19 protein-coding genes and 2 pseudogenes are annotated in these 25,463 nt (G+C 49.8%); 11 read left to right on the forward strand and 10 right to left on the reverse strand.

Annotated features, from left to right (window positions below; genetic code table 11):
* Positions 1-195 precede the first annotated feature (195 nt).
* Positions 196-1,149: a D-alanyl-D-alanine endopeptidase gene (gene pbpG / locus K6K13_RS07890; RefSeq protein ID WP_222160292.1), complete on the forward strand. Its 954-nt coding sequence runs from the start codon at positions 196-198 to the stop codon at positions 1,147-1,149.
* A 70-nt stretch (positions 1,150-1,219) separates the two neighbouring features.
* Here pbpG and K6K13_RS07895 read toward each other — a convergent pair whose 3' ends face one another.
* On the reverse strand, positions 1,220-1,906 hold the full coding sequence (locus K6K13_RS07895) for a glutathione S-transferase family protein (protein ID WP_222160293.1): 687 nt from the start codon (positions 1,904-1,906) through the stop codon (positions 1,220-1,222).
* Positions 1,907-2,397: 491 nt separating this feature from the next.
* Between K6K13_RS07895 and bglX the strand changes: the two genes are divergently transcribed.
* Positions 2,398-4,713, forward strand: coding sequence for a beta-glucosidase BglX (gene bglX / locus K6K13_RS07900; RefSeq protein WP_222160294.1), 2,316 nt, complete (start codon positions 2,398-2,400; stop codon positions 4,711-4,713).
* A gap of 76 nt (positions 4,714-4,789) precedes the next feature.
* Here the strand turns inward: bglX and K6K13_RS23150 are convergent, their stop codons facing one another.
* The 3 genes and pseudogenes from K6K13_RS23150 to K6K13_RS07910 all read right to left on the reverse strand — a co-directional run bounded on the left by K6K13_RS23150 (position 4,790) and on the right by K6K13_RS07910 (position 6,507).
* Complete coding sequence (locus tag K6K13_RS23150; RefSeq protein ID WP_252120450.1) at positions 4,790-4,897, reverse strand: YohO family small membrane protein; 108 nt, start codon at positions 4,895-4,897, stop codon at positions 4,790-4,792.
* A gap of 78 nt (positions 4,898-4,975) precedes the next feature.
* Positions 4,976-5,606: pseudogene (locus tag K6K13_RS07905) on the reverse strand (LysE family translocator).
* 61 nt (positions 5,607-5,667) lie between these two features.
* Positions 5,668-6,507 (reverse strand): helix-turn-helix domain-containing protein, encoded by an 840-nt coding sequence (locus tag K6K13_RS07910; RefSeq protein WP_222160295.1) that lies wholly within the window; start codon positions 6,505-6,507, stop codon positions 5,668-5,670.
* Between the two features lie 130 nt (positions 6,508-6,637).
* Between K6K13_RS07910 and dinG the strand changes: the two genes are divergently transcribed.
* The 5 genes and pseudogenes from dinG to K6K13_RS07935 all read left to right on the forward strand — a co-directional run bounded on the left by dinG (position 6,638) and on the right by K6K13_RS07935 (position 15,934).
* Positions 6,638-8,737 carry an ATP-dependent DNA helicase DinG gene (gene dinG / locus K6K13_RS07915; protein ID WP_222160296.1) on the forward strand — a complete coding sequence of 700 codons (2,100 nt, stop codon included), beginning with the start codon at positions 6,638-6,640 and terminating at the stop codon, positions 8,735-8,737.
* Between the two features lie 56 nt (positions 8,738-8,793).
* A complete protein-coding gene (ybiB, locus tag K6K13_RS07920) occupies positions 8,794-9,762 on the forward strand; it encodes a DNA-binding protein YbiB (RefSeq protein ID WP_222160297.1) in 969 nt (322 codons plus the stop codon).
* 289 nt (positions 9,763-10,051) lie between these two features.
* Positions 10,052-11,122: a hypothetical protein gene (locus K6K13_RS07925; RefSeq protein WP_222160298.1), complete on the forward strand. Its 1,071-nt coding sequence runs from the start codon at positions 10,052-10,054 to the stop codon at positions 11,120-11,122.
* A 3-nt stretch (positions 11,123-11,125) separates the two neighbouring features.
* Positions 11,126-13,993 (forward strand): hypothetical protein, encoded by a 2,868-nt coding sequence (locus tag K6K13_RS07930; RefSeq protein ID WP_222160299.1) that lies wholly within the window; start codon positions 11,126-11,128, stop codon positions 13,991-13,993.
* Between the two features lie 64 nt (positions 13,994-14,057).
* Positions 14,058-15,934, forward strand: a pseudogene (locus tag K6K13_RS07935) (M3 family metallopeptidase).
* 128 nt (positions 15,935-16,062) lie between these two features.
* On the opposite strand, the gene glnQ reads toward K6K13_RS07935, so the two are convergent.
* The 5 genes from glnQ to rhtA form a co-directional block, all read right to left on the reverse strand.
* On the reverse strand, positions 16,063-16,785 hold the full coding sequence (glnQ, locus tag K6K13_RS07940; RefSeq protein ID WP_222160301.1) for a glutamine ABC transporter ATP-binding protein GlnQ: 723 nt from the start codon (positions 16,783-16,785) through the stop codon (positions 16,063-16,065).
* Positions 16,782-17,441, reverse strand: a complete 660-nt coding sequence (glnP, locus tag K6K13_RS07945) for a glutamine ABC transporter permease GlnP (protein WP_222160302.1) — start codon at positions 17,439-17,441, stop codon at positions 16,782-16,784. The genes glnQ and glnP overlap by 4 nt, the downstream gene beginning before the upstream one ends.
* Positions 17,442-17,467: 26 nt before the next feature.
* Positions 17,468-18,211 carry a glutamine ABC transporter substrate-binding protein GlnH gene (gene glnH / locus K6K13_RS07950; RefSeq protein ID WP_222160303.1) on the reverse strand — a complete coding sequence of 248 codons (744 nt, stop codon included), beginning with the start codon at positions 18,209-18,211 and terminating at the stop codon, positions 17,468-17,470.
* Between the two features lie 354 nt (positions 18,212-18,565).
* Complete coding sequence (dps, locus tag K6K13_RS07955) at positions 18,566-19,072, reverse strand: DNA starvation/stationary phase protection protein Dps (RefSeq protein WP_222160304.1); 507 nt, start codon at positions 19,070-19,072, stop codon at positions 18,566-18,568.
* Between the two features lie 340 nt (positions 19,073-19,412).
* Positions 19,413-20,294 (reverse strand): threonine/homoserine exporter RhtA, encoded by an 882-nt coding sequence (rhtA, locus tag K6K13_RS07960; protein ID WP_222160305.1) that lies wholly within the window; start codon positions 20,292-20,294, stop codon positions 19,413-19,415.
* A gap of 408 nt (positions 20,295-20,702) precedes the next feature.
* On the opposite strand from rhtA, the gene ompX reads away from it, so the two are divergent.
* Both ompX and K6K13_RS07970 read left to right on the forward strand, forming a co-directional pair.
* Positions 20,703-21,218 carry an outer membrane protein OmpX gene (ompX, locus tag K6K13_RS07965; protein WP_222160306.1) on the forward strand — a complete coding sequence of 172 codons (516 nt, stop codon included), beginning with the start codon at positions 20,703-20,705 and terminating at the stop codon, positions 21,216-21,218.
* Between the two features lie 235 nt (positions 21,219-21,453).
* Complete coding sequence (locus K6K13_RS07970; protein ID WP_222160307.1) at positions 21,454-22,629, forward strand: MFS transporter; 1,176 nt, start codon at positions 21,454-21,456, stop codon at positions 22,627-22,629.
* A gap of 114 nt (positions 22,630-22,743) precedes the next feature.
* On the opposite strand, the gene K6K13_RS07975 is transcribed toward K6K13_RS07970, so the two are convergent.
* Positions 22,744-24,165: an EmmdR/YeeO family multidrug/toxin efflux MATE transporter gene (locus K6K13_RS07975; RefSeq protein ID WP_222161010.1), complete on the reverse strand. Its 1,422-nt coding sequence runs from the start codon at positions 24,163-24,165 to the stop codon at positions 22,744-22,746.
* A 319-nt stretch (positions 24,166-24,484) separates the two neighbouring features.
* On the opposite strand from K6K13_RS07975, the gene K6K13_RS07980 reads away from it, so the two are divergent.
* Positions 24,485-24,787, forward strand: a complete 303-nt coding sequence (locus K6K13_RS07980; RefSeq protein WP_222160308.1) for an ArsR/SmtB family transcription factor — start codon at positions 24,485-24,487, stop codon at positions 24,785-24,787.
* 14 nt (positions 24,788-24,801) lie between these two features.
* Positions 24,802-25,344: a rhodanese family protein gene (locus tag K6K13_RS07985; protein ID WP_222160310.1), complete on the forward strand. Its 543-nt coding sequence runs from the start codon at positions 24,802-24,804 to the stop codon at positions 25,342-25,344.
* The last annotated feature ends 119 nt before the right edge of the window (positions 25,345-25,463 follow it).

A 25,463-nucleotide genomic window follows, 5' to 3' on the forward strand; every position in this document is an offset into this window, starting at 1 on the left:
AACGCAGCGCCTGTGACTGAGTTCACAGGCGTTATTGTGTGTTGTTGCGTTCAGCGTTGTAGCTGAAAGAATAATCGCTGTTAAACTTTGTCACAAAAGCTTTTTCTGCTGCGCAGTGCGTAGCGGCGAGCGCTAACTTATAATGCCCGGGTTGTTACCAATACCGTAACCGTTATTTATTTAAGACGTTGAATAATGATTAAAAAACATAAGTTTTCTCTGCTTGCATTGCTGTTGCTGTCCACACAGATGACATTCACCCCCTCCGTCTTGGCGAAAACGGCGGCTCCCGCCATTGCCAGTACACATCAGAAGATCGCGTCAGGTAGCGCGATGGTGGTCGATCTGCGTGATAATAAGGTGCTTTACTCCGCCAACCCGGATGTGGTGGTGCCTATCGCCTCTGTCACCAAACTGATGACGGCGCTGGTGGTGCTGGATGCAAATTTGCCGTTGGATGAAGTTATCTCGGTCGATATCAGCCACACACCGGAAATGAAGGGGGTTTATTCGCGCGTTCGCTTGAACAGTCAGATCAGCCGCCGCGACATGCTGTTATTGGCCCTGATGTCTTCCGAAAACCGCGCTGCGGCCAGTCTGGCACACCACTATCCGGGAGGCTATCAGGCGTTTATCGCTGCGATGAACGCCAAGGCCAAAGCGCTCGGCATGACGCATACCCGCTATGTGGAACCGACGGGGCTGTCGATTAACAACGTCTCTACCGCGCGCGATCTGGTCAAATTACTGATTGCCAGCAAGCAATATCCGCTTCTGAGCCAACTGAGCACCACGCAGGAGAAAACCGCCACCTTCACCAATCCGGGCTATAGCCTGCCGTTTCGCAATACCAATCATCTGGTCTACAAAAATGACTGGGACATTCAGTTGACCAAAACCGGGTTTACTAATCAGGCGGGGCATTGTCTGGTCATGCGTACCGTGATCAACCAGAAACCGGTCGCGCTGGTCGTACTGGACGCATTCGGTAAATACACCCATTTTGCGGACGCCAACCGTCTGCGCCGCTGGATGGAAACCGGGCAGGTAACCGCAGTACCGGATGCCGCGTTGAGCTATAAAAAGCAAAAAGCGCTCGCCTCACGCGCCCCGGGTCAAGTGGCTCGGGTTACAACAGATATTGAATAACGCGTTTTCACGCTGCCGCTTTGTCGCATCCCCCGACGAACTTTTCCTCCGTCGGGGGGGCTCCTCGCCGTCAGGCGCGAAAATCCGCTACGACAACCCGCTTACTGTTATCGGTGACTTCATCTTCGTGTGCCGGCTCGCGCCAGGTTTCAGCCAACGCGCTGGTGTACCAGTTCTGCATGGCCGGTTGCCCTAACAGATGCTGGCAGTAGCTATTCACGGTGGGTGAAACCGGCAAATTATAGGTTTGAATGCGAAACACCACCGGTGCGAAAAAGGCATCCACGGCGCTGAAGGTCTTTCCTGCCAGAAATGGTCCGCCAAAACGCGTAAGACCTTCCGTCCAGAGTACATCGAGACGAGCCAACTCATCGCGCAATGCCGCTGATATTTCCGGCAACGCGACACGTATCCCACAGCTCATGGCACACTGGTTGCGCAATGCGGTAAAGCCCGAGTGCATTTCCGCTGACGCACAGCGAGCCCAGGTGCGCGCTGCACTCTCTTCGGGCCATACGCCGCGGTGGCGTTCAGCCAGGTATTCAACGATCGCCAGTGAATCCCACACCACCTGCTGGTCATCGACCAGACAGGGCACTTTAGCCGTCGGAGAAAAGGCTTTGAAGGCGGTTTGTACCGCACCTGTGCTAAAGGGGATCAACTGTTCGGTAAAAGGAATATCCAGTGCTGTCATCAATACCCAGGGGCGCAGTGACCAGGACGAATAGTTTTTATTGGCGATATGCAATTGATACATCGTTAGTGATGCTCCAGGCAGTTTATACCCGTCATACATCAAGCTGCAGGTGCGTTGGCGGCGCTCGTTATTCGGCCCATCCCTGGGCCTCACTTCTAACGAGGCCGCCGCACGCGGCGTTCAAATCTGCTCCCGGCAGATTTGTCACACGAATCACTTACCTGAGTAAGTTCATCGGGATTCATTCGCTCGCCCTAAAGGGCCAGCGCAAGCGCTGTTCAAAACGTAAACGTTTTGTCCTGAAACTCGAATTATTTAGGGTATAGCGGTGTGAGAGATCAGTAGGAGTATCATGAAATGCGACTAATGACACGCAGCAGATGAGAGATGGCGCAGGATTGCGTAATTCTTTCAGTTTTACTAAAGACAATCAGAACAAATACATTATGATTACGCGCTGGATATTTTGACGACGTTACCGACGTCATTTTCAAACCTCACAGGCGCTCCCCGATGACGTGGAGTGCGGCATGCTTGGGCTAGAATAACGAATGAAATGGCTTACCTCTTTGACGATTGCGATTGGCCTGGCCTGCGCGCCAGCCGGGGCGCAACTGACCAACACTGCGCCTGTTGCGGCACAAAGTAATGCGGCACATCAGGCTCAGCGTGATGCCTTTGTCTCCGATCTGCTGCGTAAAATGACCACTGACGAAAAAATTGGGCAATTACGCCTGATCAGTGTGGGCACCGATAACCCGAAACACGTGATCCGCGAGATGATCAGGGACGGGCAGGTGGGCGCGATTTTCAACACGGTAACGCGTCAGGACATCAGAGCGATGCAAGATCAGGTAATGGAACTGAGTCGCCTGAAAATTCCTCTGTTTTTTGCCTACGATGTGGTGCACGGTCATCGAACCATTTTCCCGATCGCCCTGGAGCTAGCCTCTTCCTGGGACATGAACAACATCGCCAAAAGCGCCCGTGTCTCGGCCTATGAAGCTACCGAAGACGGGCTGAACATGACCTGGGCGCCGATGGTGGATATCACCCGCGATCCACGTTGGGGACGGGTATCGGAAGGCTTTGGTGAAGATACCTGGCTGACCAGCCAAATTGCCCGCGTGGTAGTGAAAGCATTTCAGGGCGAGGCCCCGACCGACAGGCATTCACTGATGACCAGCGTCAAACACTTTGCCCTTTATGGTGCGGTGGAAGGCGGACGTGACTACAACACGGTGGACATGAGTCCTCAGCGTATGTTTCAGGATTATTTGCCACCTTATAAAGCGGCAATTGACGCAGGCAGTGGCGGGGTAATGGTCGCTCTGAACTCGATTAATGGCGTGCCTGCAACGGCAAATCGCTGGTTGTTGAAAGAGTTGCTGCGCGATCAGTGGAAATTCCAGGGGATTACCATCACCGATCACGGTGCGATTAAAGAGCTGATGAAACACGGTGTGGCGAGCGACCCTCGTGACGCATCGCGTATTGCTCTGAAATCCGGCATCGCGATGAGCATGAGCGATGAGTACTTTGTCAAGTATCTGCCTGAGTTGGTGAAAAGCGGTGCTATCACGGTGCAAGAGCTGGATGAGGCTTGCCGCCAGGTGCTGAACGTGAAGTATGACATGGGACTGTTTGCCGATCCTTACCGTATGCTGGGTGCTGCCAGCAGCGATCCGGTGGATACCAATGCGGAAAGCCGTTTACATCGCGCCGAGGCGCGTGACGTTGCCAAACGCAGTCTGGTATTGCTGAAAAACCGCCTCAACATTCTGCCACTGAAAAAATCGGGCGTAATTGCGGTGGTGGGGCCGTTGGCGGACAGCAAGCGCGATACGATGGGCAGTTGGTCTGCGGCTGGGCTAGCGCGCCAAACGGTAACCGTGTATCGCGGTATTCGTACAGCAGTGGGTAATGATGCGACGGTTTTCTATGCCAAAGGAGCTAATGTCAGTAATCACAAAGGCATTATTGATTTCCTGAATCAATATGAAGATGCGGTACAGGTTGACCCGCGTTCACCGCAAGCGATGATTGATGAAGCGGTGGCGGTGGCGAAGAAATCGGATGTAGTGGTTGCGGTCGTCGGTGAAGCGGCCGGTATGGCGCATGAAGCTTCCAGCCGTTCCAACATCGATTTACCACAGAGTCAGCGCGATCTTATCGCCGCACTCAAAGCCACCGGCAAGCCGTTGGTGCTGGTGCTGATGAACGGTCGACCGCTGGCGCTGGTGCGTGAAGATCAGCAAGCGGACGCGCTGTTGGAAACCTGGTTTAGCGGTACGGAAGGGGGCAATGCGATCGCCGATGTCCTGTTCGGTGACTATAATCCGTCAGGTAAGTTGCCGATGTCCTTCCCGCGTTCTGTTGGGCAAATCCCAATTTATTACAACCATTTGCCTTCCGGCCGTCCGTATACGCCGGAAAATCCCGGCAAGTACACGTCGCATTACTACGACGAAGCGAATGGTCCGCTCTATCCGTTTGGCTACGGCTTGAGTTACACCACTTTCAGCGTGTCGGATGTGAGCATGTCCAGTCCGCTGATGAAACGTAACGGCAGCGTGAATGCGAGCGTAACGGTCACCAACACCGGTAAGCGCGCAGGCGAAACCGTGGTGCAGCTCTACCTGCACGATGTCGTCGCGTCTATCAGCCGTCCGGTCAAGGAACTGCGCGGTTACGAGAAGGTGATGCTGCAACCGGGCGAAAGCCGTGTTATCAGCTTTACCATCACGGAAGATGATCTGAAGTTCTACAATGCGCAAATGCAGCAGGTTGTCGAACCGGGCAAATTTGAGGTATTTATTGGTCTGGATTCACAACGCGTGAAACAGCAGAGCTTTACGCTGCTCTGATACCCGTAGTGCACTCACGATCCTCGGCGCTTGCCGGGGATCGCCTTTGTTTAACGATAACATTGGCGTGACGGTTTCAACCAACGTGAACCAGAATGATATAGCCAACCAGCATCAGACCGCTGATCCCGCCTAACGTCATCAATGAGAACACGCCGATCATGGCGATTTTGCCGAGATTCATAAAGTTATCCTTTTGTTAATCGCCATAAATTATAAAGCCTATCACGTATGAAACAAGCGGCCTGCGCGATTTACGGTGTCAACCCAGCCATAAACCCAGCAACAGATAACTACCAAACAGTATCAAAATAGCCCCTGCGCCGCGTTCAATCAGATAAAGGTAGCGTTGCAATGTCTGCTGTATCCGTTGTTGTCCTATCGTTGCGGCCAATGTGTAATACCACGCTGAACATCCATACACCGCTGACGGCTTGCTGTGTCAGCGTGACGGATGGGCCAAGAATACTGGCCATCAGGCTGATATAAAACAGCATATTTTTGGGGTTAAGCAACGAGGACCCCAGTCCGAGTAGTAACTGATGTGACAGTGAGGGCAGGAGCTGCGTATCCGTGGCCGTCAGTGTGGTGGTCCGTGCCGAACTGCGCACAAGCTGTGAACCGATCCACAGCAGATACAGCGCCCCGGCGAGTTGCAGCAGAATAAAAAGCGGTGGCATTTGCTGAATAGCTGCACCGCCCATAATGGCCAGCAGGATATAGCCGCCATTGCCCAGCGCGATGCCAATACCAATCCCGATACTGCCGCGCAGGCGGTGGCGCAGCGCGAAGGCTGCCAGCAAGAAGAAATCGGGCCCGGGACTGAGCAGTGCGACAAAATGCGCTAAGGCCAGCGCGGGGAAATGAGCGGGAAACAGGGCATCAATAACCATAACAGTGACCTCAACGGAATAAACGAGGCCAAGTCTAGTGAGCTTGTCAGGCTAATTATTGTCAAATAGTGATCGTGGCAGACGACGATTCATTCGCTTGTTGATATTGCCCCGGTGTGGCCGCTGTGTGCAGCACAAAGATTTTGTGAAAATGGCTTTGATCGCTAAAGCCACTTTGGTATCCGGCATCGGCCAGCCATACACCTTGCTTAATCAGCGTTTTGGCATATTCAATACGCGCATTGTTAAGGAAAGCCATGGGCGTGATGCCGGTATCTTCACGGAAATGTCGCACCAGCGTTTCCCGGCGCAGGTGCAGCTCCTGTGCCAGCGTGGCCAGCGACGGTGAGGTTTGCAAATTGCTGAGCAGACGCTGGCGCATATAGCGCGTGGTGGATTGCTCTGCGAGAGGCTGTTGTGCCGAGCAATAACGAGACAACAGCGTGGATACCAACGCGTTCAACTGTGGTGTCGCGCTGTTTATATCGTGGCGAGCGAGGCTGTTGAGCAGTTGCAGGCTATCGCTAAACAGCATGGGGTCTTGTACTCGCACCGGCTGGCAATGGATCGCCGCTACCGGCTGTCCGCTCTGTTCGGCCAACAGCGCCTGACACCAGGCTGCGTCGAGGTAAAACATATGATAGCTGCGCGTTTGTCCGGGCAGCGGAGTACAGCTGTGCGGCGCATGCGGGTCGATCAAAACCATCTCGCCGGCGTGCAACAGGTGGTCTGCACCGCGATAGTGGCAGACGGTGCTGCCCGCTACGATCAGGCCGAGGGAGAGTTGGGTGTGTGTATGGGTTTTATACCCCTGACTGCTGCACCAGGTCGAACGGCACTCGACCTGAGGCAGGCGCGGAGAAAACCAATAGGCTTGTTTGACGCGGTGCACCGCCGACATGGGAAAGACTCATTATCACGATTTTCTTTACCCTACTGGCTGCGTGCGGGTTTGTCGAGGGGAATGGCGGCTGACGTTTGCCGCTGTCTGTGGGACAATAGCCGCAGAATTGGACCGACATTGAGATGGCATGGCGCTTACTCCCACAATCAAGCAGCAAATCGACCAGTGGTATAAGGCGCTGCAACAACATATTCCTGATTTTATCTCGCGTGCTCCACAGCGACAGATGATCGCCGAAGTGGCGAAGACCCTGGCGGGTGAATATCCGCGTCACGCGGTTATTGAGGCGCCTACCGGCGTGGGCAAAACGCTGTCTTACCTGATTCCCGGTATCGCCATCGCGCGTGCCGAAAGCAAAACGCTGGTGATCAGCACTGCCAATATCGCGTTGCAGGATCAGATCGTCACCAAAGATCTGCCATTACTGAAAAAATTTATCCCAGAACTCACCTTCACCGCTGCTTTTGGCCGGGCGCGCTATCTCTGCCCGCGCAATCTGGCGGCGCTGAGCTCCGAGACCGCGCAAGGGGATTTGCTGGCATTTCTCAGTGATGAACTGGAGCCAGCCAGCAAAGAAGAGCGCGGGGCGTGTCTCACGATGGCGAAAGCGTTTCAAGGGTATGAGTGGGACGGGATGCGCGACCATTATAGCCTGACGATCGACGATACGTTATGGCGTAAGGTCAGTACCGATAAAGCTAACTGCCTGGGTAAAAATTGCCACTATTACCGTGACTGCCCATTTTTTATTGCCCGCCGTGAAATTGAAAACACGGAGGTCGTGGTGAGCAACCACGCCTTGGTGATGGCGGCAATGGAAAGCGATTCGGTGCTGCCTGCGGCAAAAGATCTGTTGTTGGTGCTGGATGAGGGGCATCACGTGCCGGACGTGGCGCGCGATTCGCTGGAAATGGCGGGGGACATTACCCCGGCGTATGTCAAAACGCAGATGGACAGCGTGGTCCAACTGGTAGCGACCTGTATGGCGCAGTTTCCGCCAAAATCACCGCCGCGTCTGACCAACCCTGAGCGGTTGACAGCGCATATTGAAGAGATGATCGAGCAGAATGCCGCCTTTGTTGCCATGAGTGAGCTGTTTCTTAAGGGAGAAGGGCAAGAGAGCGATTATCGCTTCCCGATGGGGGTTATGCCGGAAGAGATGCGCCAGGTGTGTGTCAGGCTGCACAAGCTAACGGATGGTCTGCGTGGATTAACCGAATACCTGTCTCACGATCTGGGAGAGAAAACCGGCAAGCACGATGTAGTGCGGGTGCATCAGGCGCTGTTGCGTATGAGCCGTGCGATGGGCTATCTGGAGAGTAAAACGCAACTCTGGCATTTGGCCGCACTGGAGAAAGTCTCCAATGCGCCGGTATCCAAATGGCTGCATCGGGAATACCGCGAAGGGCAGTGGCGGTTATCGCTACACTGTGCGGGAATACGCGTCTGTGACCAGCTCGATCGCCTGCTGTGGCGCAATGTTTCGCACGTGGTGCTGACCTCCGCGACGCTACGCTCCCTGAACAGCTACCAGAGATTAAAAGAGCTCTCAGGCCTGGATGAAGAAGAGGGCGATCGTTTTATTACGCTGGATTCGCCTTTCAACCACTGTCAGCAGGGCACGCTGGTGATCCCCAAAATGCACTGTGAGCCGTTGCTGGAAAATGAAGTGCCACATATTGCCGAAATGGCGCGTTTTTTCCGCCAATCACTGGCGCAACAGAAGCACAAAGGGATCTTGGTGTTGTTCGCCAGCCAAAGAGCGATGCAACAGTTTCTCTCACAGGTTACCGATTTGCGCTTAATGCTGCTGGTGCAAGGGGATCAGCCGCGTTCGCGCCTGATTGCATTGCACCGACAACGCGTGGAAGCAGGAGACGTCAGCGTACTGGTAGGTTTGCAATCTTTCGCCGAAGGACTGGATTTGAAAGGCGAACTGCTGTCGCAGGTCCATATCCATAAGATTGCTTTCCCCCCGATTGACAGCCCCGTGATCCTGACCGAAGGGGAGTGGTTAAAAAGTCAGAAACGCCATCCCTTTGTGGTGCAAAGCCTGCCTGCCGCGTCATTTAACCTGATCCAGCAGGTTGGGCGCCTGATTCGCAGTCATACCTGTTTCGGTGAAATCATTATCTATGATCGACGCCTGTTGACCAAGGGATACGGGGCGCAACTGTTGGCGGCGTTGCCGGTATTTCCCATTGAACAACGTGATGTGCCAGCCTGATATAAACATGCTATTTTTGCACAAAGAGATCGATCGTCTTTTTCGCGGGAGAACGCATGGACTTGACCACCATCATCAAAGAGATTGGGCGGGGGAAAAATCACGCACGTGATTTGGATCAGGATGCTGCCTACTCGCTATATCGTCATATGCTGCAAGGTGATGTGCCCGATCTGGAACTGGGCGGTGTACTGATTGCTTTGCGAATCAAAGGGGAAGGTGAGGCTGAGCTGCGTGGTTTCTATCAGGCCGCCAGCGAGCAGGTGTTGCGCTTGCACGCGCCCGCGGGTCGCCCGATGCCTATTGTCATCCCTAGCTACAACGGTGCGCGGCGCCAGCCCAATCTGACGCCGTTGCTGGCGTTATTGCTGGTTAAATTGGGCTTCCCGGTGGTGGTGCATGGCGTTGACCATGACCCTACGCGGGTCACCAGCGCGGAAATTTTGCAAGCGCTCGGAGTGAAAAGCGCCAGCAGCGCCAAGTCTGCGCAGTCATTGATTGATGAAGGGTTCCCGGTATTTATCCCGATTTCGGCCTTGAGTCCTGCCCTAAATAAACAGTTGCAACTGCGCTGGCGCATGGGCGTGCGTAACAGCAGCCATACGCTGGCTAAATTGTTGACGCCGTTTGGCGAGCAAGCGGCATTACGTTTGACCAGCGTCTCCCATCCGGAATATGTCACTCGACTTAATCAGTTCTTCCTTGATATCGATACCCGAGCGTTGCTGATGCACGGCACGGAGGGCGAGGTCTATGCTAATCCGCAGCGCTGCCCTGAAATTCGCTTTATTCAGGGCCAACACAGCGTAGTGCTGCAACAGCGTCAGGACATTGTTGTTGCGCCGGATAAATTGCCGATCGCCCGTGATGTAGCGACGACGGCGCGCTGGACAGCACAGTGCCTGGCGGGAGAAATTGCGGTGCCTTATGCCCTGCGTTTGCAACTTGCGTGCTGTCTGGTTGCGGGCGGTATGTCTCCAACCATGGAACAAGCTGTGGCGACCATTAGCAAACGGTTTGGTTAAAATAGTCGATATTGTATTCTGCAGGTAATATTTTTATTTCCAAAACACCAGTAAAAATTTTTTGTTTACTGGTGTGATTATGCATATTAATTCACGATTTTTGGATTGAGAGATCAATGATGTGATTATTATTTGTTGGTGATGGATGTGATGATAATGATATGTTGGTAGATGCGTGCTGCATTTTTATTTTATTTGATGCTGTTTCATGATTTTTTATGAAGTGTGGTAATGAGACTTGCATTCAGTGAGTCAAGTGCTATACATGGAATACCTATAAGGAAATATCATGCCTAAAATCCCTTTGATAAATGATCAATACAGAAATGTTATCGGTAATTATACAAACATGCAGGATGGGAAATATGGCAGCCAGCGTGACCAAAATGAACGTATCAAAGCATTGGCCAGTAATCCTGGCCTACATTCAGGAAACCGAGACAGGAAGAATGTGGCGCAAGCTTTAGTTAGGCTTATTTCTTTATTAAATATTGTATCAAATACGGCTATCAATACAACAAGAGGGATAGACAATTCACAACCAACATCGCTTAGGTCGCCAGGAGCTGGTTCGGCCCCTTATGGTGTGGTTCCCACAGTGGGTATCGTTGAGTCGTATGAGCCTTCTTTATTGCCAGTTACAGCGGTTACTCCTATTGATGATTTATTTAAAAGAATTAATTTCGATGCTGTAAAAGGAATAAAACGCAGTGTCAATGATAGAAAATTAAATCATTCAAAAAATAAAAAAATGATTCACTTTTTAAAGCGAAATAAGGTGTTGGCACATGGTTTGAAAATACCATCAGTATCAAAAGAATTGTTACTCTCTGGCGCGGCACATTGGATTTATGATTCTGACATTCAAGAAAACATAACGCCATTGCATAGAGTTGAAGATATCGCCAAGTGTATCCTTAGTGAGTTTGGAGAGTATGGTAGTAAAAAGCGCGAGAAATTATCTCACCATTACATTGAAAAAGTAGTTGCGCAATGGATGTTCAACGCAATTTTGGGAGTGTCTCTCAATGAATATCTTATTAGTAAAATTGAGACTCATTCGGACGGTATACCGTTGACAATTGGAGAGATAAAAAACTTATTGAAATTAGGGACGCTGAGTGATAGTGAAGTATTCAACATGAATAACGTTCCCGTTGAATGGAGATCTGATCTCGTTGAAATGTGGTCCTCTCTACTCAAAAATACTTTTCCTGCTATATATCTCGATGATGAAAATATAAATGACGTACCAATAGATAGTGAAGTGTTTAGCCATTTATATGCAGGTGCGCGCTTTCTCAAAGATGTCGGCCAGTTACACGGTGTAAGTCGTGAAAATATTTTATCCGTTGGTTAGAGGATGTGGGCTATAGCATTAAATGAAGGTGTAAATGCGAATAATCTGGTTTATTTTTTATTTCCATCTATGATTTTTTCAGCCAGCAACACATCAAGGGATGCGACCGCGATAAGAGACGTTAATGATGTTGAACGTTGTATCCATGATTATATAGACTCTCGAAGAGATTTTGCGGAAATAAAAAATGATATTGCCGAAAAGGTAAATAATTATCAGAAGGCTGTTAGTGAATGGTTTAGTAAAAGCCAACTGGCAGATAAAGTTATTAATAGTTGTCCTGACGAAGAGTTACCCTATTTGTATGATGTCGCTGACCCTATCCGTACCTTGTCACAGAGGCGTGAGAAGGCAGAAATAAATGCAAAGCAACTTTATATGAACGGATGGGTTAAACCCTGTAAGACAGCACCAGAAAGTTTGGGTGATGAATATCAGCGGTTAACTGAAAATGTTGCAGATGGGTTTAGGGAAATTGATCGATACCTTATTTTTACAGCACTTGACTCTCTGGTAAGTGATGATAAAAAATTTATTACCTCTCCCGATACATCTATCTACCCTGTTTCTTTTACCATGAAAACCAATAAGCCGATGATCACCGCTTATGGCGTTGCTAAAGATGTTGATGTACATGTTCGTCTTGATAAGACTGATCTTTTTTCTGTTATTCATGATGGTGAAGAAAGAATATATGCATTGAAAGCGGATTCACATGATAACATGTTGCACTATAATCTAATTCGGGTGGACAGACAGATTGAACGATACATTGATTCAGGTATTCTGGATCATAATGGCTTTGAGAGTAATACTGTTGTTGAAGGTAATGTGCTACGGACAGCAGAGGATACTTTTTATTTTTCAATTTTTACTAAAACCAGCAGTCCGTATCCAAAGGGTAACAATGAGAAAGTTATTATTGATAAACTAAGCTCATCTCATCGTGAGGTCTTATATCAGAGGTTATACGCTGAAGGTAATTCTCTTTCTGATATTCAAAATTTATGGAAAGTAATTAAAAATTTTATCCCTTTTTATGAATGCATATCCGGGGTTGCCAATAATGATCCTGTACAAGCGGTCCCCTCCTGTTTACTCGATGCTTTTTCACTTATTCCCGTTATTGGGCATGTGCTAAAGCTCAGCAGTAAATTTGGCATGGGGCTGGCATCGGGTATACATAAAGGTAGTCATGTATTGCGTCATGGTAGTCGGTTTACCGCGAGGCAGGTACTCCTGAACGACATTGTGATGCCAAAAACCAGTGAATTGCGCTTGTTGGGAAAACATACACTCAACGTTCTGGATCCTGGCTTCGAACTCATTGGTGGTATAGGTAGAAAATTCTCGACCGAATTAATCAATCTTCTGAGAAAAGATGCGAAAACAACTGAGCTAGCTGAGAGAATTGCTTTTTCTGGTGTGTTAGAACGATCGCTATTACCACAAAAACCTGTTGTTTTCGCCCGATTTCCCGGTTCCGAGATTGAAATAGCAATGCAACAGGTAGGCTCAGATGCAGAACAAGGGGTCTACGCGATGGTTAACACGGATACTGGTGAAATGGGTGGCGAATATTTTCATCTGCAACAGGGTAATATTCTTAAGGGTATATCTGGTGTTAAATTGAAAGAAAATGGCTTTGTTTTAAATGAACGATTTTCTAAGCAAGATCGTCATGGCGAGAGAAAATTACCAAAAGCCTTGAAAAGAAAAACTAATCTATTGTTTCATTATCCTCGGCGGCGAACTGAACATTCATATTCCGCCCCAAATGCTAATCTGAGAGGGGGGCGTGTTACTGTCGATGTGCCACGACTCAAATCATTTCTTCCCCTACGCGCCGATTTTGATTTCATCAATAAAGAATTTATAGATTACACCGAGTACAAGTCATTCGCTTTAGAGCTCTCTTTTCCAAATACCCATGAAGAAATCATTAATATGGAAAATGCTTTTTCCCTGATGCATATACAACGTGTTTCAGAAAGTGAAATTATGATCCCTGAGGTGTTTTCTCAGTTTAAAAATAACTTCGATCTTTATAAAATACGTTTAAATAATGCAATGCTTCTCGTTGATAATGTTATGATGGAGTTTGATACTTTATTCCATAGTCATACATTATCAGCCGAAAATGTTAACTTGCGTGACAATGTTATAAATGAATATCTCAAAAATGTACTCGCAACAGAGTCTCCTGATGTTCTTCGTAATGCGGTGGAAAGATTAAGTTTAGCGCTAAATCGAATTAGTGATTATTTTGTTAATTATGAAGAAAAAGTGTATTTGGTGACTACCAAAAGGAACGACATTTCTTCTTCTGACAGACCTAAGGTATTTGGTTTTACTAACATCAAAGATTCCCAAAAACGTATCGTAATTTTTACTGATAGTTTTGACACTGGACGTGGCTATAACGATGACATGGTCTTGACCATGATACATGAAGCAACACATGCCGAATTAGGTACACAAGATTTTTTTTACAGCCCATACACCAAACTGGTGGGAGATCCTGAAGATATACCAGAGGCGCTTGTCGAACAATTAACAGGTGCAGATACCCGCGCCCCACTGAATCTCGATAACCAATTTCTGGATGCTTATGCCACACATATGGGTATAGAGCGGCCTGACATTGAATCCTTCAAGCAAATGATACTCAATGATGATATGCTTAAAGCAAATATTATTATGGATAACGCAGATTCATTATCCAACATCATTATAGACATTCATAAACTATTGCTTCCGTCTCGGGTAACGCGTAATGTACAGTCATCCCCCTCTCAATCCCATTCTTTTGATCACTTGACACTAAAAGCCTTGATTGGCCTGGTTGCTACTGAATCAGGGGCAAGATGATGCTTGTGCTCTTTCCTAATACGTATCTCAATAGGCAAGTGAATTAGTTGATAAAGGTAAATACATGCAAAACGTCGTTGAGTATTTTAATACCCTGAACCGCGACTATCTCGCCGTGCATCAAGAGAAAGAAGCGTGTTTTTGGCAACACTATATGGGCATTGGCGATGATAATGCAGCGGAGAACTTCTCTACTGCTGAAAGCGCCTATAAACGCTTTATCGCTGCGCCTGAACGTTTGAAAGAATTGCGCACTTATATCGCTACCCTTGAGACGTTGCCGAACCTCGAACAGAGGACGCCCAGGCAGGCGCGTTACTGCATGGCTTGCAGGGGTGGTATCGTTTTTTTGATTGTAATGTGATTGAAGATCCCCTGGCTCAAGCGCTGATGGATGAGATTATCGCTGCGGAAAGTGCACTCTATACGCAGCGAAAAAGCTATGAGGTGACGCACCTGAATGCCGAAGGCGTCAACGTCGCTGCATCCTTGGGTGAACTGCTCACCAACCAGGCGACCAACGACAATGAATCTTATCGCCACAGTTCGCAGCAGGCCCTGCGCGATATAGAACAGTGGTTATTGCACCATGGTTTCCCTGAGCTGATTACCCTGCGTAACCGTTTTGCCCGGCAGATGGGGTATCGCAATTATTTTGACTATAAAGTGAATAAAACGGAGCGGATGACCCCTGAGCAATTGTTTGCCATCCTCGACCGTTTTGAAGAGCAAACGCGCGATGCGAATGCACGCAGTCTGGCCGTACTGGCGAGTGAGAAGGGCGACCGTGCGTTGCAACCTTGGAATATTCGTTATGCCAGTTCTGGGGACGTTACCCGTCAATTGGATCCCTATTTTCCTTTCTCCGCCTCGTTAGAACGCTGGATTAACAGCTTTAAGCGACTGCATATCGCGTTTAACGGTGCAGAGATGCAATTGGATCTGTTGGTGCGCAAAGGCAAATATGAAAATGGCTTTATGCATGGTCCGGTTCCCCCCTTTGTGCAGGAAGGGCAGTGGCTGCCAGCAAAAATCAATTTCACCAGTCTGGCTAAACCGGATCAAGTGGGCAGCGGTGCCACGGGCATCAATACCCTGTTTCATGAAGGTGGTCATGCGGCGCATTTTGCCAATATTCGTCAGAATGCACCTTGCTTCTCGCAGGAATTCCCACCTACATCGATGGCCTATGCGGAAACGCAATCCATGTTTTTTGACAGCCTGCTGCACGACGCTGACTGGTTAAAGCGCTATGCGAAGAATCGTGAGGGCGAGGTCCTCTCCGATGCGTTGATCAAAGCGGATATCGCGGTGCGTCAACCGATGCGTGCCTTTAACGAGCGCCACATTTTGCTGGTGCCTTACTTTGAATGGCAGCTTTACAGCATGGAGGATGAGGCACGCACGCCAGCAGCGATTACACAGCTGGCACGTGACATTGAGCAGCGTATTTTAGGTATTGGCGGCAGCCCACGTCCTACCATTGCCATTCCGCATTTGTTGTCGATGGAGTCGGCCTGTTCCTACCAAGGTTATCTGTTGGCACTGATGGCGGTCGAGCAGACGCGGCATTTCTTTCTTAAGCGCGATGGTTATCTTACGGATAACCCGGCCATTGGTCCGGATCTGGCACAGCATTACTGGCGCCCTGGCAACAGCGTCAGTCACGATGACACGCTGCGCAGTTTGACCGGCGAAGGGTTCAATCCGGCTTATCTGGCCGAAGCCTGTAATTTGACGGTTGAGCAAGCGTGGCAACAGGCGCAAGCGGCTATCCAACATGCTGCCGAGCATGTGCAACCTGAGGCTGATGCAGATTTGAATGCCCACATTCGTATCGTCGATGGTACGCGTCTATTGGCTGATAATCGGGAGGGCGATCGTGCGATGTGTGAGGCGTTTGCGGCGTTCATCGAACGTGAATACCCGTATATAGCATGAGCCTCAACGTTGGGGGCGTGCTGGCTACAGCGGGGGATTTCGGTCGGGAACGCAAGGGGCCGTGACAAATAAAAGGGGGGAGACCGGCAAGGTGCTCCCCCCTTTTTTAGTGCATTACGGCTACCGTATCAGGAGACATGCTGCAAGAACTCACGCAACCGCTCACTGGGAGGATTGGTGATCAGTTCTTCAGGATCGCCATCTTGGGCGATACGGCCTTTATCAATGAAAATCAACCGTGAAGCAACTTTATGAGCGAATCCCACTTCGTGCGTAACGATGACCATGGTCATGCCCTCGTCGGCAAGATCTTTCATTACTGTCAGTACTTCGTGACGTAATTCTGGGTCGAGTGCCGACGTTGGCTCATCAAACAGCATCAGTTTGGGTTTGACGGCAAGTGCACGTGCGATTGCCACGCGCTGTTGCTGGCCGCCGGAAAGCTCGGAGGGAAAGTGGTTCGCACGTTCAGACAGGCCCACTTTCGCCAACAGTTCCAGCGTCAGCTTTTCGGCTTCCGCTTTGCTGGCACCACGCACGCGAATCGGGCCAAATGCCACGTTTTCCAGCGCGGTAAGATGCGGGAAAAGATAAAATTGTTGAAACACCATACCCGCTTCCTGGCGGATAAGGCGCTCATCAACTTTAGGATCGTTCACTTTCAGGCCATCGACAATCAGCTCACCGCTGGTAATGTCTTCCAGCTTATTGATGCAGCGCAGCAGCGTGGATTTACCGGAGCCTGACGGACCGATAATCACCACTACTTCACCCTGGTTGATATTCAGATTGATGTCATGCAACACCTTTGTCTGACCAAAGTGTTTAGAAACGTTCTTGAATTCAATCATATAATCTTAAGTTTTCTTTCCAACTGACGCAAAATGAAACTCAGTACCAAGGTGATAACAAGGTAGATCACCGCGACCGCACTCCAGATTTCCAGCGCACGAAAATTACCCGCAATGATTTCTTGCCCGGAACGCGTCAGTTCCGCCACGCCGATAACGATAAACAGCGAGGTATCTTTGATACTGATGATCCATTGGTTGCCTAATGGCGGTAACATTCGACGCAACGCCAACGGTGCAATCACATGGCGTAGCGTATCGCGTTTTGATAACCCCAGTGCCAAACCCGCCTCACGAAATCCTTTGTGAATCGACAATACCGATCCGCGTGTAATCTCCGCGATATAGGCACCGGAGTTGATCATGATGGTGACCACCGCGGCAGCGAAGGGATCGATACGCACCGACGTCAGGATCATCGGCAAGGCGAAGTAAATAAACATGACTTGTACAACAATCGGTGTACCGCGGATGATTTCAATAAACACCAACGCGATTTTGTTGGAAATCCAACTCCCGTAAACGCGGGCAAAGCCCGCGACGACACCGATAACCAAGCCACCCAGCAGACCCAGCACGGAAATCAGCAAGGTCATTTTTGCCCCTTCTAACAGAAGGGGCAGAGAAGGCCAGATGGCACTCCAATCAAACTGCATGAACGTTCTCCAGACTGATACGGCAATTATTTCGGTTCAGTGCCGAACCATTTTTTATAAATTTCAGCATAGGTGCCGTTATCACGCAGCGTTTGTAATGCCGCATTCACTTTTTCACGCAGTTCGCTGCCTTTCGGGAAGGCGACACCGTATTGCTGCGCCTTGATGGAATCACCCACCGCTTTAAACTGACCGTTGCCCGCTGTTTTGATGAAGTACAGGATGTTCGGCGTATCATGCAGTACTGCATCGGCACGACCGATACCTAACTCCATGTAGGCATTGTCAATATTCGGGAACTGGCGCAGTTCTTTGGTTTTGATATTAGCCTTGGCGTAGTCAACCGAACCGGTACCACTTTTCACGGCTACCACTTTGCCTGCCAGATCCTGTTCACCCTGAATGCTGGTGTTATCTGATTTTACCATGACCAGCAAGCCGCTGTTGTAATAACCCTCAGAAAAATCGACTGCACGTTTGCGTTCTTCCGTAATGGTGATCCCGGCCAGCGCCAAATCAACGTTGCGGGTTTGCAGGGCAGGGATGATACCTGCGAAATCCATCGGTTTCAGGGTGTATTCCAGTTTCAACTCTTTCGCGATAGCGTCCCAGAGGTCGATGTCAAAGCCGACGTATTTATCGCCTTGCTTAAACTCGAAGGGAACAAACGCTGTGTCTGTGGCAACGATGAGAGGCTTGTCCGCCGCATAGCTGGAAACGCTCATGGTCAGCGCCAGCGCTGCCAATGAGGCCTTAAGTAGTGATTTCATCCGATCCTTCCTAATTAGCCGTTTGTGGGAAGCCTGTTTCAAGCAGGCACTACTAATAATAGTATTTAAGGGAAAAGCTGTAGAAACAGAGGGTTATGTTTTATAACTCCTTGTTTTTATTCAGTGTCGCCAATGCACGCAAACATCGCCTCCGGCACGGGACGCCGCTATGAATAACTGATTATGCTGCGGGACACAACCGTTGATTGTGTTTGAAGGGATAAAAACTAACTTTTTGTACGAATTTTAAGAGGAAAATGTATGAATGGCAGGATAGATGAACGGTAACGTAATAGGCAGGCCATCGTGTCCGAGATAGCTACGATGGCCTGATACTATTTATAGCATGCCAAGTTATTCTGCGATGTTGGCTTCGATAAACCACAGGAATTTATCCAGATCGCGAGAGGCTGCTGTTAACATATCCGCGCTGTCTTCATCTTCTGTTTTCGCAATAGCACTGCGTACTTCGTTGGCGACAACGCTGTAACGCTCCGCCAACGCTTTCAGGTGATCCTGTACGCTGTGGATATTGGTCGGGTAGCTTTTCAGCGAAGTTTCTTTATTAATGACCTGCACCGTGCCTAGCGCGACACCACCCAGTTGAACCACGCGCTCTGCCAGCGTATCCAGATGATCGGTCAGGGCGGTACGGAAGCCGTCCAGCATTTCGTGAACAGCGATGAAATTGGCGCCACGCATGTTCCAGTGGGCTTGCTTGGTGATCAATGATAAATCGATTAAGTCGACAACTAACTTGTCCAACAGTTTGATGGTGGACGTTTTGACGTGCTCATCCAGATTATTGCGAGTATAGATGAGGTCGGATGCTGCTGCTTTTACCAATTTAGCCGTAGCCATAAGGTATCTCCTCCTGATAAATGAAATAATAATCTGACTGCTCAATGCAAATAACTATAGCAGAGTTCGAAGCAGGCAATAACAAGGTAATACCTATTATAGAAATTGCCCACATACAATGCAGGTGAATATCTTTTTCACTGATTTAATTATAGAAATTGCACGTCATTATGACAGTAAATAACGATAATGAATGAGAATTATTTAGCGCTAGTAATAACCTGTACCTATTCAGGCGCGGGCATTATTCGCGGTGCAATATAGCTGAAATGGCCCTTCTCTTGCCGCAGTAGGTTGCCTGCAAGAGAAGAAATACGATTAAATTCAGGCGGGAATGGGGTCAACCTTGGGCGCTATTGATGATGCGTGCTCGTTTTACTGTAAGCGTAGCGCCAAGGGAAGCGGCGATGATACAAAACAGCGCTAGCCATTGTGTCAGCAACAGATGCTCACTGAGAAACAGAATACCGGATAGGGCTGCAATCGCCGGCTCCATGCTCATCAATGTGCTGAAGGTTTTGGCCGGGAGGCGCGTCAGTGCCACCATCTCCAGCGAGTAAGGCAGTGCCGTTGAGAGGATCGCAATAGCGATGCCTAGCGGCAGAATAGCAGGGGAGAGTGATGAGGTATCCGCAAAATAGGCCCCCAGGGGGCAAAACACCACCGCCGCCACCAATGAACCAATCGCCACTGTCGCGGGACCATGGTTAGCGCCTGCGCTTTTTCCGAACACAATATATAACGCCCAGCAGGCACCTGCGCCGATGGCACAGAGCGCGCCCTGCATATCGACGTTGGCAATGTCGTTATCCAGCGGCAATAGAAACCACATGCCGGTTAGTGCCAAAAGGATCCAAAGAAAATCAAGTGCCCGACGCGACGAGAAAATGGCCACGGCGAGTGGGCCGGTAAATTCAAGCGCGACCGCGACACCCAGTGGAACAGTTCGAATAGAGAGGTAGAACAAAAAATTCATGCCACCAAGGGTCAAGCCGTACAACAGCAAGGGTAATCGATTCCCTTGAATACGCATGCGCCAGGGTTTAAACACAATGCATAAAATCAACGCACCAAGCCCCAGGCGAAGCGCTGTGACGCCGGGTGCTCCTATCAGCGGAAACAGGTTTTTCGCTAAAGCAGCCCCACTTTGGATGGAAAGCATCGCTATTACGATCAGAAGAACAGGCAGCAGCGTCGAGCTGCGCAAAGCTGATAAGGTCATCCTTTGGGCCTTGATAAGCAGGAAAGAAAGTACGATGGTGTGGGAAAAAGGGCCCCTAAATTAGGATTTTTCCACATTAATCTAGTGTAAAGGATTTGTCGGCACTGCGCTTACTTTAATTGACTTTTATTTACGATATATTTATTTGCAGTGCGGAATGAATAGCAGGCTGTATATTAACTGAACGCATAATTAAGATTTGTCTGCATTTTACTGTCGGGGGGAATTAATTTTAGTTTCGTTGTCAGTGTTTTTTTATGATTAAAAATCATTGATTTATTTATTTTATGAAAATTTTTGTTACATCTATAAGCGGTTTGATAAATATTTAATGGGCAGCACCTCAGGTTTTTTTTGTTATATTAATCCTGCTTAAACTTCTTTCATAAGATGAATTCGAGGCAGTATATGAAAAAATTTGCGTGTCTTTCCGCACTGGCTTGCGTATTTGCAGTAAGCGCAGGTTCCGCATTCGCCGGCCAAAGTACCGTATCCGCCGGTTATGCTCAGGGTGATGCCCAGGGCGTGGTGAACAAAGCGAAAGGTTTTAACCTTAAATACCGCTATGAGTTTGATGACAGCCAGGTTGGCGTGATCAGCTCCTTCACCTATCTGGAAGACAGCCAGTCCAACGACGGTTACTACAATAAAGGCCAATACATGGGCTTTACTGCGGGCCCGGCTTACCGTATCAATGATTGGGCAAGCGTCTATGGCGTGATTGGCCTGAGCCACGGTAAATACACCTACAATGCGGTAGACGGTACTGACAACAACCATAACGATGATTATGGTTTCACCTACGGTGCTGGTCTGCAATTCAACCCGATTCAGGACGTTGCCCTGGATGTTGGTTATGAGCAAAGCCGTATCCGTAGCATCGATGTTGGCACCTGGGCGGTTGGCGTAGGCTACCGTTTCTAAGGATGTCGCGCGGTCAGAAGTGTGATTCTGAACCGGAATGCGATGTTGTATGAAAATCCGCCATCATGGCGGATTTTTTTTTGTTTGTAACACGAGACGGCAGCGCTGGGATGGAAAATGATTATCTTGACGTTAAGATAATTTATGCAAGAATACGCGCTACCAACGTAGCCGTTCATCGACATTTTTGATGACATAATCCTCAGCGCGAAGATAACCATCACAGGATCACTTTATGCCCGTTTCCTCCTGGCACTCACGCCAATTTCTCTTTATCGCCATTCTTCTGCTCGGGATAAACCTGCGCCCGATTCTGGCTGTGGTTGGCCCATTGCTTGAACAAATTCAGCAGGCTACTGGTTTGGATGACAGTCAGGCTGGCCTGTTAACCACGTTGCCCATTCTGGCAATGGGGATCTGTGCGCTTTACGGTGGCTGGTTGCAACGTCATCTGGGGGAGTATCGTGGCATCCTGCTCGGCATTACTATCATTGCAGTTGCTTGTCTGGTGCGCTTCCCTTGGGATACGCGCATTGGATTGTTGGTGAGTGCTGCGCTCGGCGGGGTAGGCATTGCGTTGATTCAGGCCTTGGTACCGTCGTTTATCAAGCGCTTCTTTCTCCAGCGCAGCAGTCTGCTGATGGGGCTTTATACCACGGGGATTATGGCTGGGGCAGCGGTTGCTGCGGCGACAGCCTCGCCCTTGTCAGGTATCGCTGGCTGGTCTGGTGCGTTGGCATTTTGGGGAATCCTCGCTTTCATCGCGCTGTTGGTCTGGCGCAAAGCGCCGTCTTCGCGTGAGGATCATGAGCAGAATGCGATTTATCAGCCTGCGCCGCACGGTTTGCAACATTGGTCCCTGATGCTGTTCTTTGGCATAGGAACCGGAGCTTATACGCTGGTACTGGCTTGGTTGCCTCCCTATTACATGCAGTTAGGGTGGAGTGCCGCGCAAAGCGGCTTTTTGCTGGGGGGATTAACGCTGACCGAAGTGTGTGCGGGGTTGGCCGTTTCCGCCTTGATTTCGCGCTTTCCCGATCGGCGTATGCTGTTGGTACCGATACTGGTGGTACTGCTTGCCGGCATGGTGGTGTTGTTGATGGCTCCGCTTTCTCTGGCCTTTGTCGCGATGCTGCTTCTCGGGATGGGTATCGGGGCGCTGTTTCCACTGTCGCTAATTGTGGCACTCGATCATGCAACCAATGTACAGGAAACGGGGCGATTGATGGGCTTTGTACAAGGCGGTGGCTATATCCTCGCCAGTGTAATGCCAACGCTCGCGGGTGTCATTCGACAGCACACCGAAGGCTTGGAGCAAGCCTGGACGATCATGGCATGGGGAGTTGTTGTGCTGATAGTGATGGCTTTTCGCTTTCGGCCATTGAGCGCCCGCAAAACGCGCGGGCGTTAATGTAGGGCCGGTTTACCTATCATTTTGGTGCTGGCCGTGCTCGAATCCACAGACTCACCGTGCCAGCTCCGGTCTCTGGTGTTGCGGTGCCGAGCCTATTACGCCTACCGCGTGTTAAGCGGCGGGAGGCCGGTAGCGCCACAGCCACCGGCCGCTGACCATACGGCGATAATACAACAGGCCGCGCACGATCCAGTCAAAGAACATGCCCATCCACACGCCGATAACGCCAAAACCGAGCCAGATACCGAGGATATAACCCGCTACAATACGGCATCCCCACATACTGGCCATGGCTACCCACATGGTGTAACTGGCGTCTTTTGCCCCCTTCAAACCCGCAGGCACTACCCAGGCCGCGGCCCAAAATGGGGTGAATAGCGCGTTCAACCACAGCAACTGCTTGGCGACCTCAATCACTTCGGGCTCGTTGGTATACAGCGATGACAGGAAACTGGCCGACGGTATTGACGATAAGGCGAGAATGCATAAACCGATATTGGATAGCACAAAAATATACTGCAACTGGCGAATCGACTGAAAAATCTGCCCTTTACCCAAGCGTGTTCCAACGATGATGGTAGCGGTTGATCCCAGGGCATTGCCGGGCAGGTTGATCAAGGCCGCAATAGAGAAAGCGATAAAATTGCCCGCGATAACCTCTGTGCCCATTCCGGCGACAAAGCGTTGTGTGATCAGCTTACCCAGATTAAACATCACGGATTCCACGCTGGCAGGAACACCGATGCTTAACACTTCATACAGAATTGTGTAAGTGAAAGGCGCAAAATAGGATTTGAAAGGGATGCGCAGCGCACCGTTAAAGCCGTGCATCAACGTGAGAATAACAAATACCGCGCCGATATAGCGTGACAGCGTCGTGCCGATACCTGCGCCATAAAATCCCAACCCATCCCAGGAAAAAATCCCGTATATCAGTACGCTACTGATCAGAATGTTCAGGATGTTCATACCGATGTTGATGAACATCGGCAGCTTGGTATTACCGGCACCGCGTAGCGCTCCACAGCCGACCAAGGCAATCGCCATTGCCGGGTAGCTCCAACCGGTTTGCCGCAGGAACACCAGCGCTAACGCTTTAACATGTTGATCCGCTGAACCGGCGATCAGGTTAATAATGGCTTCGCCGGCCAATTCAATCAGCAGCACCAACAAAAAGGAGACCAGCACCAGCAAAGACATGGATTGACGCGTTGCTGCGCGGGCTTGTTTGCGATTGCGCTGGCCCAGACTGAATGCCACCACGACCGCGGTACCCAGTGCGACAGCGGTAAAGAAAGCGATGATGAGCATGTTGAAACTGTCGGCCAGTCCCACGGCGGCCATGGATTCTTTGCCCAACCAACTGACAAGAAAGGTGCTGAATACCCCCATCAACACCACACAGAGCCCTTCAATAAAAATGGGCACAGCCAATGGTGTGATCTCGCGCCAGAGCAGAACACGGTTTGAGTGCCGCTTTTTGTACCAATCCGTTTGGTGATACCTATTGACTAATCGAGAGAAGTTTTTCATGCACCGCTTTGAAATTATTCTGAATAAGACCTGGTTGCGCAACAGCGAGATTGCGATAACGCTACCTGCTGGTGCCATTACGCAAAGCCGCAATAGTGTGCCTTGTTTTGCTACTGGAAACGTTGATCTGGCTAATGATCGCCCCCAACAGTACGTCAGGTGCAGAAGAAATCTGAAACAGTGGACCGTTTTTTTTATAGAGTAACAGCCAACCGAAAGATGCTCCAGCCCTGGTCACACTTTTCAGAGAAAACGCTTGATTTGTTTTAATTGTAATTTTAGCATTCCCTTAATTAAGGGTTTTCTAAAATAATTAATCATGCCAGATACCGTGAGTGAATTGCAGCGCCGTGCCCATGACGCTGCGTTGTTGTTAAAAGCGATGGCCAATGCCAACCGTTTACTGATCCTATGTATGTTGGTTGAACGTCAGCAGGTGAGTGCTGGCGTACTTGGGCAGGCGTGCGGTTTAAGCCCTTCAGCCACATCGCAGCATCTGGCGCGTATGCGTTCTGAAGGGTTGGTTATTGCCCAACGCGAAGGCACTACCATCTATTACGCGATCGCTAACCGCGATCTGGAACGCATCATCATGACGCTCAAAGACATCTATTGTCCTTGAAAGAGAGGAATACCATGGTAACGCTACCCTATCTTTCCCCCGTTGATGCTCGGCAGCGCCAGGCCGACGGAGCGTTGATGGTCGATATTCGCCAGACAGCCGAGTTCCTGCGGGAGCGTATTTCGCAATCACAACTGTATTCACTGGGGGATCAAGCCAACGAGCCGTTGGGAATAACACTCCCCGTAAATAAAACGGTGATTTTTTACTGTTTATCGGGAGCGCGCTGTGAACGGTATGCACAACAGATAGCAACACTGGTTCCCGGGCAACACGCATTTTTGCTGGAAGGGGGGCTCAACGCTTGGAAAAAGGCGGGCTTGCCGGTTGACGTGGATCGCACGCAACCGCTGCCTGTTATGCGTCAGGTACAAATCGCTGCTGGCGGGTTGACACTGATAAGCGTTGTTTTGGGGTACACGTTGCACCCGGCCTTTTTTAGCGTTGCTGGTTTCATCGGTGCAGGATTGGTGTTTGCGGGTATCAGCGGGTTTTGCGGTATGGCCAGATTACTGATGCACATGCCCTGGAATAAGCGCAGTGGCCTTAATGGCTAAAACAGGGGGCTGGTGTGCTAACCCTGGCGATTTCAGATAAAAAAAACCCCGACTGGAGTCGGGGCAAAGGTATCTAGAACCTTACTTATAAGGCGGAGCGGAGTATATAATTTAAAACA

The organism is Symbiopectobacterium purcellii, assembly GCF_019797845.1.
Classification (GTDB): domain Bacteria; phylum Pseudomonadota; class Gammaproteobacteria; order Enterobacterales; family Enterobacteriaceae; genus Symbiopectobacterium; species Symbiopectobacterium purcellii.

Excerpts from the sequence above, each read along its gene's own strand:
- pbpG (WP_222160292.1), top strand. The coding sequence starts at position 196 with ATGATTAAAAAACATAAGTTTTCTCTGCTTGCATTGCTGTTGCTGTCC.
- K6K13_RS07895 (WP_222160293.1), bottom strand. The coding sequence starts at position 1,906 with ATGTATCAATTGCATATCGCCAATAAAAACTATTCGTCCTGGTCACTG.
- bglX (WP_222160294.1), top strand. The coding sequence starts at position 2,398 with ATGAAATGGCTTACCTCTTTGACGATTGCGATTGGCCTGGCCTGCGCG.
- K6K13_RS23150 (WP_252120450.1), bottom strand. The coding sequence starts at position 4,897 with ATGAATCTCGGCAAAATCGCCATGATCGGCGTGTTCTCATTGATGACG.
- K6K13_RS07910 (WP_222160295.1), bottom strand. The coding sequence starts at position 6,507 with ATGTCGGCGGTGCACCGCGTCAAACAAGCCTATTGGTTTTCTCCGCGC.
- dinG (WP_222160296.1), top strand. The coding sequence starts at position 6,638 with ATGGCGCTTACTCCCACAATCAAGCAGCAAATCGACCAGTGGTATAAG.
- ybiB (WP_222160297.1), top strand. The coding sequence starts at position 8,794 with ATGGACTTGACCACCATCATCAAAGAGATTGGGCGGGGGAAAAATCAC.
- K6K13_RS07925 (WP_222160298.1), top strand. The coding sequence starts at position 10,052 with ATGCCTAAAATCCCTTTGATAAATGATCAATACAGAAATGTTATCGGT.
- K6K13_RS07930 (WP_222160299.1), top strand. The coding sequence starts at position 11,126 with ATGTGGGCTATAGCATTAAATGAAGGTGTAAATGCGAATAATCTGGTT.
- glnQ (WP_222160301.1), bottom strand. The coding sequence starts at position 16,785 with ATGATTGAATTCAAGAACGTTTCTAAACACTTTGGTCAGACAAAGGTG.
- glnP (WP_222160302.1), bottom strand. The coding sequence starts at position 17,441 with ATGCAGTTTGATTGGAGTGCCATCTGGCCTTCTCTGCCCCTTCTGTTA.
- glnH (WP_222160303.1), bottom strand. The coding sequence starts at position 18,211 with ATGAAATCACTACTTAAGGCCTCATTGGCAGCGCTGGCGCTGACCATG.
- dps (WP_222160304.1), bottom strand. The coding sequence starts at position 19,072 with ATGGCTACGGCTAAATTGGTAAAAGCAGCAGCATCCGACCTCATCTAT.
- rhtA (WP_222160305.1), bottom strand. The coding sequence starts at position 20,294 with ATGACCTTATCAGCTTTGCGCAGCTCGACGCTGCTGCCTGTTCTTCTG.
- ompX (WP_222160306.1), top strand. The coding sequence starts at position 20,703 with ATGAAAAAATTTGCGTGTCTTTCCGCACTGGCTTGCGTATTTGCAGTA.
- K6K13_RS07970 (WP_222160307.1), top strand. The coding sequence starts at position 21,454 with ATGCCCGTTTCCTCCTGGCACTCACGCCAATTTCTCTTTATCGCCATT.
- K6K13_RS07975 (WP_222161010.1), bottom strand. The coding sequence starts at position 24,165 with ATGAAAAACTTCTCTCGATTAGTCAATAGGTATCACCAAACGGATTGG.
- K6K13_RS07980 (WP_222160308.1), top strand. The coding sequence starts at position 24,485 with ATGCCAGATACCGTGAGTGAATTGCAGCGCCGTGCCCATGACGCTGCG.
- K6K13_RS07985 (WP_222160310.1), top strand. The coding sequence starts at position 24,802 with ATGGTAACGCTACCCTATCTTTCCCCCGTTGATGCTCGGCAGCGCCAG.